The organism is Secundilactobacillus collinoides DSM 20515 = JCM 1123, assembly GCF_001435975.1.
Classification (GTDB): domain Bacteria; phylum Bacillota; class Bacilli; order Lactobacillales; family Lactobacillaceae; genus Secundilactobacillus; species Secundilactobacillus collinoides.
Genome location: NZ_AYYR01000127.1, coordinates 29,175 through 41,668, shown reverse-complemented (window position 1 = coordinate 41,668; position 12,494 = coordinate 29,175). Strand labels below are relative to the sequence as shown.

Sequence of the window (12,494 nt, the reverse complement as noted above, 5' to 3'; positions counted from 1 at the left end):
TCATCGCACCTTCTAATCAACTAACAACTCTTATTTCTTATTTAAGTATGAGTGATGCATACCATATGTCAAGTAGACAAATAGTCCGACGATAAACCAGATCAGTGCATACAGTTTAGCATCAATATCAAGGCCCCAGAAAACGAGCAGGGCACCAAGAAATGCCAAAGCCGGCATTACTGGATACCACGGCATCTTAAATGAAGGATCAGGAATATCCTTGCCTTCACGAGGACGTAAACGATAAATACCGAGAGAAACGAACATGAACGCAATCAGCGTCCCTGCAGAAATCAGTTGAGAAAGAAAGGCAAATGGGAACAATGAGCCAACGATCACAGCAACGATGGTTAATACGATCAGCGCATGGTTAGGCAAATTGTTTTTGTTCAATTGACCCAGCCATTTTGGCAACATGCCATCGCGCCCGAAGGAGTAAATCAGCCGTGAACCAGCTAACATCATTCCAATCAAGGCAGTGAACATCCCGACAACGGCAATCCCTTGAACAACAGTGGCAACGATTTCGTGACCAGATTGACGCAAAGCCCAGCCGACAGGTTCAGCGTTATTTGCGTATTTAGAGTATTTAAACATCCCGACAAGCACAAGTGCAACGCCGACAAACAGCACCACAGCGATGACCAGCGACCCTAAGATACCACGCGGCATTGTCCGCTGCGGATCCTTAGCCTCGGCCGAGTTGGCAGCAACGGAATCAAATCCAATGTAGGAAAGGAAAATCATTGAGACCCCGGCATAGATACCCTGCCAGCCCCCAAATTGATTCCCGCTTGCGCTCACATGGTGTGCTGGAATGAAGGGCACATAGTTTGAAGCGTGGATAGCAGTTGCCCCAACCACGATAAAGGTCAAAACAGCCAGCACCTTCAAGGTAACCAAAATGTTTTGAACTCGAGCGGCCGTTGAGACCCCGCGTGACAGGAGCAGGCCAACCAGAACGATGACGACCACGGCGGTGATATCGATCACCCCGCCGTCAGTCCCGAACGGATTAGCAAGCGCCTTGGGGTACGTGATACCAAGGGGTTCGATCAAGCCACGGAAATTGGCTGACAGCCCAGAACCGACAAAGGCCACCGCGATAAAGTATTCAGCAAGCAGTGCCCAGCCGGCGATCCAGCCGAACCCCTCACCGAAAACGACATTGATCCACGAATAGGCTGATCCGGCAAAGGGCATTGCAGCTGCCATTTCGGCGTATGCAAAGGCCACCAATCCAGCAACGATGGCAGCAGCTAAGAAGGACAGCGCAACGGCTGGGCCAGCATGTTGTGCTGCAACAACACCGGGCAGCGTGAAAATCGAGGTGGACACGATTGTTCCAACCCCTAAAGCAAGGATGTCTTTAACACCCAGAACACGTGCCATGTGAGAATCTTTATCCTGATAAACATTTGGATCCTCTTTACGCACAAAATTACTCAAAAAACTCATTCAAATTCCTCCTGAGGATAGCGTGACGCTATGTATATTCAAACAAAACAACCAACAACATTAGAAATAAATGAGTATATTTTAACAAGAATTTTAAATTCATGCAACAGTATGCGTCTTATGCAAACCTCCAAATGAGCAAATAAAACCATTTACTGCTAGGATATAGATGGTTCTGAATTTTTTAATTATTGAGGTGCTTTATGGGATATTTATTACAATTACGCAAGTTTGTCGGCCACCGACCATTAATCTCTACCGGCGCCGCAACAGTGGTGTATAATGCAAAAAATCAACTCCTGCTAGTCTACCGGTCAGACACGCATCTTTGGGGCTTGCCATCGGGCTCAAAGGAGTTGAATGAGGCAATGGAAACAACAGCCGTTCGTGAAGTCTTCGAAGAGACTGGCGTTCGCATAACCGAACCGGCATTTGTTACCCTCCTAAGCGGTCCTCAGATGCAGTTCACCTATCCCAACGGCGACCAAATCGATGCCGTCATTGTCGTTTACCAAGCAACGGCAACCGATCAGGTACTTCAGCCGCAAACAGGGGAGACCGAAAAAGTACATTACTTTTCGCTCGATAACTTACCCAAGCGTAACGAACTCACCGCGTTTTCCCAGCACATTCTCGAAGCTGCCCACCTCATCACACAATATTAGTTATTTTACAAAGGAAGCGTTTAATTTGAAAACTGTAACCATTGATCATCAGGTTCTGCCAGCCATAGGAATTGGTACGTGGCACATGGGAGATGATTCGACCGTTGAAAGCCAGGAAATCAAAGCTATCCGGACTGGTCTCAATGCCGGTGCAAAGGTCATCGACACCGCTGAAATGTATGGTTCCGGGGCCGCCGAGACACTGGTTGGCAAAGCAATTCAAGGCTATAATCGTGACCACCTCTACCTCATTTCAAAGGTGCTGCCCAACAATATCGCAAAAACAATTGAAGCTCACCTTGATGCGAGTTTGCAACGGCTTGGAACGGATTACGTTGATCTATATTTATATCACTGGCGCGGTGGTGCACCCCTGATCGACACCATCACCGAACTGGAACGCATGCGGATCAAGGGTAAAACCAAGGCTTGGGGCGTTTCCAATTTCGATATCGATGACATGTCCGAACTTTGGAACTTGCCAATTGGTTCCAAAGTCGCCGCAAATGAAGATCTATACAACTTAGGCAGCCGCGGTATTGAATACAGTCTGCTTGGATGGCAGAATCGTCATGGCGTGCCGATGATTGCGTACAGTCCTGTCGGCAACGCCGATTCGTTGGGTGCCAATATGACCCGAAACGCAAACGTTTTAAAGGTTGCAGCCCGTCACGAAGCCACACCCTATCAAATTATTCTGGCATGGGCGATTCATCAACCGCAAGTTTTAGCGATTCCAAAAACAGCGCAACCCGATCATATGACTGACAACGTGGCAACTATGAATATCGATCTCAATAAAGAAGATCTCGCTTTGTTAAATGCGGCTTTCCCCGCACCAACTCAAAAACAGCCCCTCGATATTCTTTAATTTGAAAACAAAAGGCTTTCTAATCGTCAAACCCAAAACCGGTAATGACTGATTAGAAAGCCTTTGTTACATACAAAGCGCGACATCGCGCGCTTACGTCACAATTCTTAGTTTTACGGATGCGCCAAACAGATGACCAGACAGCGAGCCAAAATTAAAAAATTTGCTAAAGTGCACAGCTCATCACTTCGTATCAGTAGTATTAATCACCGGCTGTGTGCCCCGTTCAGAAATAATAGTGACCATCACATTGTTGATCAATTGCAATTTCCTGTCGTCTGACAGCTCTAGGTCAGTATCTTCTTCCAATTTATGGATTGCATCTTCCGTAATCGAAACAGCCCCATCGACAATGATTTTCCGAGCAGACAAAATAGCTGCAGATTGTTGCCGTTGCAACATTGCACTGGCAATTTCAGTCGCGTAGGCTAAGTGGGTCAATCTCGTTTCAATAACTTTGACCCCGGCTAAGTCAAGTCGTGACTGTAATTCTTCTGTCAGCTGATCAGAAACCTCGGTCGGATTGCTCCGCAGCGTCACGGTCTCCGACTCATCAAAGGCATCATACGGAAACTCTGATGCCATGTGCCGGATTGCCGATTCGCTTTGAATCTCAACGAATTGTTCATAATCGTCAACGTCAAATAAAGCTTTACTAGTATCCACAACTTTAAACACAATAACCGCCGCGATTTCCACCGGGTTCCCGCGCAGGTCGTTCACCTTCAGCAAACTACTATTAAAGTTTCGAACCCGCAAAGATACGGACGCCTTATTGGTCAACGGAATCGTCATAAACAGCCCTGCCTGACGAATGGTACCCACATATTGGCCAAAAAATGTCAGCGTTTTTGCTTCATTGGGTGCAATAATCGTCAGCGAACTGCCAGCTACCAGTGCTACGATGATCAAAAGGATGCCAAGCACAACTGCGACAATCGTCTGAAGCCAGATGCACCAGCCGCCGATGAGCAGCAATGCAATGGCAATAATTAACCCCAAATAACCGTTAACATGAAATACTGATTTTTCAGTCATTAGAAACCCCTCACTTTCACTTATCGATTTCATTATAAAACAGTCACGACAATGAAACGTAAAAATTGATTCAAAATCAATTCCAATTTGATTAGAATTACGAGTGCTTTTACTTTGACTTTGCCAAAAATTAGTTATAATTATGAGTGAGCCGGGACTATGGAGTACTGCTCCCCCTACCCGTTCGGTTATTTATGACTGTGGTGGCAACACCATCGGTCCGCAGCAACTCCCCCTCCATAACCACCGGTTCTACCTTGCCGCCTGACCCTACTATCAGGCGGTTTTTTGATGAGTGCGGAAGAAAGCGCTTAAGGGGCGGAGCATAAGCGACTTCCGGCAGAAAATCCCGGGCTTGGATTTTGTGCCGGAAGTTGTTTATGCAGGAGCCCCTTGCTTTCTGGAGCACGTTACGGCTATGTAGACTGAGTGCCAGATTTTTTATGGGTTATCAACAAAGAGTGTGGAAGAAGGGCGATCAGAAGGTGCAGCCTTTTGCCCTTCTGTAACACGTTTCGGATATGTAACATGCGTACTGAATCTGCTACTGTCTATCAACAAAAATGTAAACAAAGAAGGGCAAAAGCTGCAATCTTTTTTTCTTCTGCAACACCGTTTCGGCTATGTAAAATAAAACCACAAACCACTCTGTACCACCCATAAAAATAAATTGACAACTCGCTGCAAGATTTTAAAATCCATAAACTCCCACCATTAGAAAAACTTAACCACGTTGATAACATCAAAATAAGCAAGTTTACAACGCAATACCACCCGCTCAAAACCCATACACCATAAAGTTTTCACTTACGTCTTCCAATTCATCACCTCACCGCCGTCAAAAAATACATAGTTAAATTCATTATGAAACATTCGTTCAATAAGTTTTCATCCGATAAATGAGTTATACTGAATCTATCAAATGATAAATGAGGTGACCTGCATGGCAGAAAAAACATTTACTCTAGAAGAACTTAGTCAATTTAATGGTCAAGATGGCCATAAGGCGTATGTGGCAGTTGAAGGTGTCGTTTATGATGTTACAGGCGTTGGTGCCTGGCAAGCCGGCAAACACCACGGTAATACCGCCGGCCATGACCTCACGGACGCAATCGCTCAAGCCCCACACGGGAAAGCCGTTTTAGGGTCATTGCCGATCGTCGGTAAATTAGCATAGTCTTTCATATAAGTCACTGGTTGGTCTTTAACCAGTGACTTTTTTGTACCTTATTGGACACATGTTCACGAAAGCCTTATCAATGGTGTTTTAACAGCTGTCATGATACACTCAAGTCAACAAAGGGGGTTTCATCATGAAAGTAAATAAACTTGTTGTATTGGGAGGCGGCGTATTAGGGTCTCAAATTGCTTACCAATCGGCCTACTCTGGTATTCCAACGGTGATTTATGATATCTCAGATGATGCGGTAGATGCAGTAAAACTTCGTGTGGCAACATTTACTGCACAGTACAAACATGATTTAAAGGCATCGGACGAAGCGCTCACCGCCGCTGATTCACGCTTAACTTATACCAGTGATTTAACAAAGGCTGCACTCAACGCAGATGTGATCATTGAAGCTGTGCCTGAACGTCCCGCTATCAAGGAAGACGTTTACACTAAATTAAAACCACTAATTACCCCGGATACACTTCTGCTTACGAACTCATCCACGCTGTTGCCCAGTGACCTGATTCAGTTTGCACCGAATGCGCAACGGTTCTTAGCCATGCATTTTGCCAACCAAATTTGGATCCATAACGTGGCTGAAATTATGTGGGCGCAAGGAACACCAGACAAGGCTATTGATGACGCAGTCGACGTTGCCAAGCAGCTTCACATGATTCCCATTAAGATTCAAAAAGAAGTCTCTGGTTACGTTATGAACTCGATTTTCTTACCAATGATCTATGCTGCGCTCTTTCTCTGGGCTGACGGTAACTCCGATCCGCATTCCATCGACAAAGATTGGATGGTCAGCATGAGCGTCGACCGTGGACCGTTCGGATTTCTTGACCTCATGGGACTGCGAACCGCGGTCAACATCGCAAAGGGCTATTACCAGCAAACAAACGATGAGCGTTACCAACGCGTGGCCGACAAGCTGGAAAATGAGTATGTGAGCCATAATAAACTGGGTGCTGAAACGGGCGAGGGTTTCTATACTTATCCAGAGCCTGCGTACACGGATCCGAAATTTATTCAGCCATAAAAGTACAATTGAGCCAAAAACCCATACTATCTCTAAACAGGACTTAAATGATCGTGGTTGCGCGGGTAGTCCATAGTTCCCTAAACGTATAACAAAGTGCAGCTGCCAATAATAAAAGACACCTCAGGCCAAAACCCATTCGGGATTCCAGTCTGGGGTGCCTTTTATTATTGGAGCAAAAACAGCTGTGTCCTACTCCTATTTGCTGCCAGTACTCAAGTATGTGATCCTCTTAAGCATTTTTAGGCAGCCGCGTGGAGATGAATTCTGTGAACTGGGGGTTGCAGAGGCGACTCTGGACACAAAAGTCAGGCCCGAGCTTTTCTGCCTAGAGGCGCTTTCGCTCCGCCCCTAAGCACCTTGCTGCACTCTCTTTTCCTCAGTTAACACACCATCCGTCATCACCATGACCCGGTCGGTATACTGTAATAACCGATCATCATGCGTAATCATCACAACCGCTTGCTGATTATCGTGGGCCATCTGAGCCATCGTTTGGACGACCTGTACCGCCCGCTTCGCATCCAGACTGGCAGTTGGTTCGTCGGCAAAAATCATTTTTGGCTGGTGGTAAAACGCCCGTGCAATGGCCACACGCTGTCGCTGACCACCCGATAATTCGCTTGGGTAATGGTTGCGTTGTTCCCAGATACCAAGACTGGTCAGGAGTTGTTGCTGACGTTCAGGTTGTTTCTTATGGGTCAATCGATCAACTAGCGACAATTGTTCCTGAACGGTCAAAAAAGGTACCAAGTTAGACGCCTGCAGAATGAACCCAAATTCGTCAAACCGCAACTGTGACCGCTGACGTTCTGGCAGTTGAGCAATGTCACGGCCATCTAACAGGATCTGCCCGCTTGTCGGGGTCTGCAATGCACCCATCATCGTCAGTAATGTTGTTTTCCCCGAACCGGAAGGCCCCGTCAAGGCTAAAAACTCGCCGGCCTCCAGGGATAAATTGGTTGGTGTCAACGCGTTCACAGCTGTGTCGCCACGCCCAAACGCTTTTGTTACATTCTTTAATGTCATCAATGCCATTATGATTCACCTCCGATTGCATCCAGCGGGTCGATTCGGTTGATCCGCCAAATTGAAACCATTGCACCTAATATCACCATCACCAGCAGAATTGCTGAGGCCCCGGCAACTAAAACCCCGCTGCTGTAATACGGCATCGTGTCCGGAATCGCCAGCATCGTCAACTGGTTAAGAATGAGGCCGATGCCAATGCCGACCACCCCAATTAGAAACGACTGGCTCAGCAATGTCTTGACGATCCGACCGCCTGAAATGCCCTGAGCCCGCATGACACCATACATCTGAGTCTTTTCAATCGTCATAATATACATAAAGATACCAATGATGAACGCAATAATGACGAATAATGAACCGATCATGAGTTCAAAGGTGCTGACCTCGGCGCTGTATCCAGGCAGCTTGTTGATCAATTTTTGAATCGATAACCGTTGGTACGTTTTTCCAAGAGTAGACTTCTCGGCGTTTTTGAAGACAATCCCACTGATCTGCCCCGGTGTACCGGTAAAGCTCTGGTAATTTTTAACCGACATGAATACCACGGGTAACGTACTAAAGCGATTATTCTTGGTCACACCGACTATTTTGTAATGTTGCTTGCCGCCATTCAGCGTAATGGTCCTGCCCTTTTTAAGACCTTTAGTTAATAAACTTTGATCAACAACTATTTCGTGGGAGGTCTTTGCCTGTCGCCCGCTAATGAGTGCCGGTGCTAAAAAGCCCTTAAAGTTGATACCAAGCACAGTCACATTTGTATCGTGATTATTATGCGCCGAAACAGCCATACTTTCTGAAACGGGTTGCCGATTCTTTGTCGTTTTTAGAGTCGCCGGCAAAGCAGCCTGAGAGATTTTTGATGACGCTAGGCTATTGTTCGCATACTTGCTGATCACAACACTATTGGCATCCCAACGATCGATTGCCGAGCGGTTATTATTTGCTAATCCAAAAGAAAGGCCGCTTAAAAAGTAAATCAGATACGATACCAAAACAATGACGAGGATCATCAACAAGTAGCGTCCTTTTGAACGCAACATTTCCTTGTAGGCCAAAAACATGGTTGTCACTCCATTTCATTTATCACTTGATAACTGAAAAACAGTATAGCATGATGTTTGGCAGGATTCAATTTAATAGTTGATTTTTTTAAGTAATAAAAAAGGAGACCCGTTGCGGTCTCCTTTGCTGCGTTCGTTATAATAATGGCTTTTGTTGCTTTGAAATGAACAAGGGCTAAAATTCCGTCAAGTTGAACACCTGCCATGGCCCGCTGTTGGCAAAAATCCACGCCAGGACTGGTGAATACTTTGGGCAGCACGTTTACATCAAATGCGTCCCCTTATCCACATAAATCGTATCACCGACGAGACCAGTGGCCAGTGGGCTTAACAAGAAAGCGGCCGTGTTGCCGACTTCTTGAATCGTCACCCCTTCGCCATCAACGGCTCTGGAGTTTGATAGTTCAATCAGTTTGTTGTAATTCTTGACACCAGTCACAGCCAACGTCTTCACAGCTCCGGCTGAGATAGCGTTCACACGAATGTTTTGGTTAGCCAGGTCTCGGGCCAGATAACGGACAGTAGCTTCCAACCCGGCCTTAGCAATCCCCATGATGTTGTAATTGGGAATTGCCCGTTCTGACCCCATGTAAGTCAGGGTGACGATGCTGCCCCCATCATTCATGATCTGTCGGCCATACTTAGCAACAGAAATCAATGAATAAACACTGATGGCCTGTGCTTTTTCAAATGCGTCTAAGTCAGCATCAGTCGTCTCTCCTGACAGCGCTTCTGGGTCCGCATAGGCAATGGCGTGAATGATGCCATCAATCTTACCGATCTGGTCATTAATGGCTGCAAAGGCCGTTTTAACGTTTTCTGGGTCGGCAACATCACATTCAACTAACTGGACATCTTCATCGATAAACCGACTTAGGCTCTTCTTAAACCGGTCGTTTTGATACGTCAAAATAATCTGGGCACCCTGCGCCTGTAATGCTTGATAACACCCATAGGCAAGGCTTCGCTTGTTAGCGACACCCATGATCACAATCTTTTTTCCATCTAAAATACCGCTCACTGGAATTCACTCCTCTAAATATGTTCGATTAATTATGACGTTTACGCCATTAACTATCGCGTGTAGCATCATTTTACATTTTTTACCACCTGCTGACAAATCATGTCATCTCTGTGCCGTGCGTTTCATTCTCATAAAATGGCGGTATAATAGCCCTAACACCTTGGAGGAATGCTGATGACCACCAAAAATAAAATTGCACAGGCAACCAAACAGCTGGTTGTCACTCAACCCTTTGACCGAATTTCCGTGACCAATATCATGAAAACTGCTGATCTGCGTCGACAATCCTTTTACGATTACTTCCACGACAAGTATGACGTTCTCGCTTGGATATACAAATCTGAGACCGATACGGCCATCAAACACTGCGGCAACTACCGCTTTTGGCCGCAAACATTACGGCGAATGCTGACCTATTTTGCTGATAATCACGCTTTTTATCGCCAGCTGTTGCCGTTGGACGTCCAAAACGCCCCCGAAAAGATCATCAAGGCTCACCTGCAGACAATGATCGGCAGTATCTTTGTCAGTATGGGCGACGCGGAACACATTGCCATCGATACTGACTATTGCCGTTTTTTGCAACACACATTAGGCGACTCACTGTACGCTAGTGTTGACCAGTGGCTCACGGCAACCGACCCGCAATCTCTAGAAACGCAGTACCAGTTCTTACGCCACTATCTTGAAGACGGGATGAACGGCTTACTATTACGTTCAAAACAAATTAAAACGTACCACCGTGCTGATGACCAAACTTCTGAAATCGGCTAATGACCTTCACCGGACAACTCCAAGCAGTTGTCCGTTTCATTTTTTTGCTGACTTTTTATAATAGATAGTGACCAATCAAGAAAAGGATGTGTTATCTCATGAGTAATGTCTTAATTTTAGGTGCCAACGGTCAGATTGCAAAATTAGCTGAGAAACAACTCTTAGCTGAGACCCCGCACCACTTGACCCTGTTCCTGCGCAACGCCAGCCGAATCAGCGCTAGTGACGCCAACCGGGAAACAATCGTGGACGGCAGTGCCGACAATGCTGACCAATTGAAGAAAGCCGCCCTCGGCCAGGATATTGTTTACGCTAACCTTGCCGGTAATAACATTGAAGGCCAGGCTAAGGCAGTTGTGACCGCCCTTGATACAGTTGGTATCAAACGGCTCATTTGGATCTCAACGCTGGGTATTTACGATGAAGTGCCCGGCAAGTTTGGTGAGTGGAACAACGCGACGTTACAGGGCTATCTGCAACGCTACGCCGCTGCTGCCAAGGTTCTGGAAGACTCCGACCTTGACTACACGCTGATTCGACCCGCTTGGTTAACCAACAATGACGTGATTGATTATGAAACCACGCAAAAGGGTGACGCCTTCAAGGGCACCGAGGTCTCACGCAAGAGTATCGCTGATTTTGTCGTTAAACTGATCAACGATCCAAGCCAAGAAGTCCGGCATTCAGTCGGCATTAACCAGCCGAATACTGATGGCGACAAACCGGCATTTTATTAATAACCGTTCGTAAAAAACTTAACTCCCCCATTACAAAAAGATTAACCAGCAGTTGCAATCACACACGCCTGCCGATTAATCTTTTTTGATACATATTTAGCTTTCACTATACTCAATCTGAATGGCCGTAAGTCGATACCAGCCGCGTTCGACTCACTTTTTCAAATAACAGTTCGTGACTCGGCCGAAAAACGTCGATCAGCAGATCCACCCCAATAATGAGGAAGAACACTAATGAAAATACAAATAGACCGATACCGATCCACCGTGATGCAAATGAATCCGCCGATACAAACCGATTGATAAAGGCGAAAATATTCCAGACAATAATAAGCACGTACCCACCCAGGAACCGGGTGAGAACCTGACCCTTAGTCGCCTGGCCAGCGCCCCTGCCAGCAAGCCGCAAATGGACAACGTGCAGTCCCAGGGTCTTACCCTTCAGCAACTCGGGCAGTAAAACCACGACGCCCATGACAAGAAGCATGATCAGATTATCAACTGCTTGCGATGCGCCGAACTGTCCGGCAACTATTGATAACAATCCGGACACGATTGAAATAATGATCCAGTCGACGACAAAGGCTGTTGCGTGCCGGAATGTGGAAACCTTATCAGCTTGTGGTCTTAACCGTTCCAACACGTGTTCTGAACTCGGCAGCAACGGCAATGCCAACCGAGCGCCCCAAAAGCCAAGCAACCCGCCAGTTGTATTCATTAACAGGTCATCCACATCAAATAGCCGATACGGCCGCGGATAGATGCCATATAGACCTGACAACTGGGTGAGTTCAAAGAACAACGAAAGCCCGAACGACATTAAAATTGTTTGCCACCAAGACCGTTTAAAATATGTTCTCAAATAAAAACCGAACGGCACCGTGAGGAAAATATTAAATACCGGCTGAATCACGGTTGGCGCTTTTAGAGCCGGCAGCCAAGTGTGCACATTCGTCAGTCGAAATGGGTTGTACTCAAGAAATTCCCGAATAAATAATAGCGGGTGCAGATTATACCGTGGCGTTGTCAATTTGGCGACGGCCGAAATCGACGGCAACGGCAAAATAATCAAGAAATACGCACACATCAAATAAAACACAAAACTATAAAGCATGAGGATCGACCACCGCGAAATCGCGCCAAAGCGGTGATAGTGCCACAGCAAAACTGGAAACGTAATAAGCAGCGCCACAAACGGAAATGCGATGACAGCCATTTTAATATCGTAGGTGTACACAAACATTCAACTCGTCCCTTTCAAGATCAGTAGCTTAATTAAACTGGAGTATGAGACAGGTGTCAATTAAAGTGGTTTGGTACATTTAGGAAATTGTTTTAGGCGTGTTAAGGGCTTAACTCTGACAGGGTGCTTTTTATCTTCGAGGCGAAACTTTTTTGGGAGACATAGGGGTTTATTTCATGCTCTCGTGGACAGCTACATTGTAAAAAGAACCATTAACGCAGCTCGCCCCTGTCCTCGAGCCGAAACGCGTTTCGCAAGGCAGGGGGCTACTGCAGAAGCGACTCTGGGCCAAAAAGTCAGGCCCGGACTTTTCGGCTTACAGTACGTTATGTTCCCGCCCTCTCTTAAATTGTTTGCTCCAAGCTCTCGCGGACAGCT

13 protein-coding genes are annotated in these 12,494 nt (G+C 46.3%); 6 read left to right on the top strand and 7 right to left on the bottom strand.

Going from position 1 to position 12,494, the window contains the following annotated elements; genetic code table 11:
• Nucleotides 1-30: 30 nt before the first annotated feature.
• On the bottom strand, nucleotides 31-1,458 hold the full coding sequence (locus tag FC82_RS15790) for an APC family permease (protein ID WP_056997468.1): 1,428 nt from the start codon (nucleotides 1,456-1,458) through the stop codon (nucleotides 31-33).
• Between the two features lie 203 nt (nucleotides 1,459-1,661).
• Between FC82_RS15790 and FC82_RS15785 the strand changes: the two genes are divergently transcribed.
• Entirely contained in the window at nucleotides 1,662-2,123 is a 462-nt protein-coding gene (locus tag FC82_RS15785; RefSeq protein WP_054761923.1) for an NUDIX hydrolase, read from the top strand.
• Nucleotides 2,124-2,148: 25 nt separating this feature from the next.
• A complete protein-coding gene (locus FC82_RS15780; RefSeq protein WP_054761922.1) occupies nucleotides 2,149-2,994 on the top strand; it encodes an aldo/keto reductase in 846 nt (281 codons plus the stop codon).
• Nucleotides 2,995-3,177: 183 nt separating this feature from the next.
• Here FC82_RS15780 and FC82_RS15775 read toward each other — a convergent pair whose 3' ends face one another.
• Entirely contained in the window at nucleotides 3,178-4,032 is an 855-nt protein-coding gene (locus FC82_RS15775; RefSeq protein ID WP_056997467.1) for an SPFH domain-containing protein, read from the bottom strand.
• Nucleotides 4,033-4,975: 943 nt separating this feature from the next.
• Here FC82_RS15775 and FC82_RS15770 point away from each other — a divergent pair.
• Both FC82_RS15770 and FC82_RS15765 read left to right on the top strand, forming a co-directional pair.
• Nucleotides 4,976-5,209, top strand: coding sequence for a cytochrome b5 domain-containing protein (locus tag FC82_RS15770; protein ID WP_056997466.1), 234 nt, complete (start codon nucleotides 4,976-4,978; stop codon nucleotides 5,207-5,209).
• A gap of 136 nt (nucleotides 5,210-5,345) precedes the next feature.
• Nucleotides 5,346-6,245 carry a 3-hydroxyacyl-CoA dehydrogenase gene (locus FC82_RS15765; protein WP_056997465.1) on the top strand — a complete coding sequence of 300 codons (900 nt, stop codon included), beginning with the start codon at nucleotides 5,346-5,348 and terminating at the stop codon, nucleotides 6,243-6,245.
• A gap of 351 nt (nucleotides 6,246-6,596) precedes the next feature.
• Here the strand turns inward: FC82_RS15765 and FC82_RS15760 are convergent, their stop codons facing one another.
• Genes FC82_RS15760 through fabI form a run of 4 tightly spaced genes read right to left on the bottom strand, consistent with a single transcriptional unit; the run spans nucleotide 6,597 to nucleotide 9,359 of the window.
• Entirely contained in the window at nucleotides 6,597-7,283 is a 687-nt protein-coding gene (locus tag FC82_RS15760; RefSeq protein WP_056997464.1) for an ABC transporter ATP-binding protein, read from the bottom strand.
• Nucleotides 7,283-8,338, bottom strand: coding sequence for an ABC transporter permease (locus tag FC82_RS15755; RefSeq protein WP_054761918.1), 1,056 nt, complete (start codon nucleotides 8,336-8,338; stop codon nucleotides 7,283-7,285). The genes FC82_RS15760 and FC82_RS15755 overlap by 1 nt, the downstream gene beginning before the upstream one ends.
• 5 nt (nucleotides 8,339-8,343) lie before the next feature.
• Complete coding sequence (locus tag FC82_RS15750) at nucleotides 8,344-8,598, bottom strand: hypothetical protein (RefSeq protein WP_054761916.1); 255 nt, start codon at nucleotides 8,596-8,598, stop codon at nucleotides 8,344-8,346.
• Nucleotides 8,599-8,600: 2 nt separating this feature from the next.
• Nucleotides 8,601-9,359: an enoyl-ACP reductase FabI gene (gene fabI / locus FC82_RS15745; RefSeq protein WP_082620407.1), complete on the bottom strand. Its 759-nt coding sequence runs from the start codon at nucleotides 9,357-9,359 to the stop codon at nucleotides 8,601-8,603.
• A 177-nt stretch (nucleotides 9,360-9,536) separates the two neighbouring features.
• Here fabI and dhaS point away from each other — a divergent pair, with 177 nt between their 5' ends.
• Nucleotides 9,537-10,136 carry a dihydroxyacetone kinase transcriptional activator DhaS gene (dhaS, locus tag FC82_RS15740; RefSeq protein WP_235809262.1) on the top strand — a complete coding sequence of 200 codons (600 nt, stop codon included), beginning with the start codon at nucleotides 9,537-9,539 and terminating at the stop codon, nucleotides 10,134-10,136.
• Nucleotides 10,137-10,234: 98 nt separating this feature from the next.
• Nucleotides 10,235-10,873 carry an SDR family oxidoreductase gene (locus FC82_RS15735; protein ID WP_056997463.1) on the top strand — a complete coding sequence of 213 codons (639 nt, stop codon included), beginning with the start codon at nucleotides 10,235-10,237 and terminating at the stop codon, nucleotides 10,871-10,873.
• A gap of 112 nt (nucleotides 10,874-10,985) precedes the next feature.
• Here FC82_RS15735 and FC82_RS15730 read toward each other — a convergent pair whose 3' ends face one another.
• Nucleotides 10,986-12,116, bottom strand: a complete 1,131-nt coding sequence (locus FC82_RS15730) for a VanZ family protein (RefSeq protein WP_056997462.1) — start codon at nucleotides 12,114-12,116, stop codon at nucleotides 10,986-10,988.
• Nucleotides 12,117-12,494: the final 378 nt, after the last annotated feature.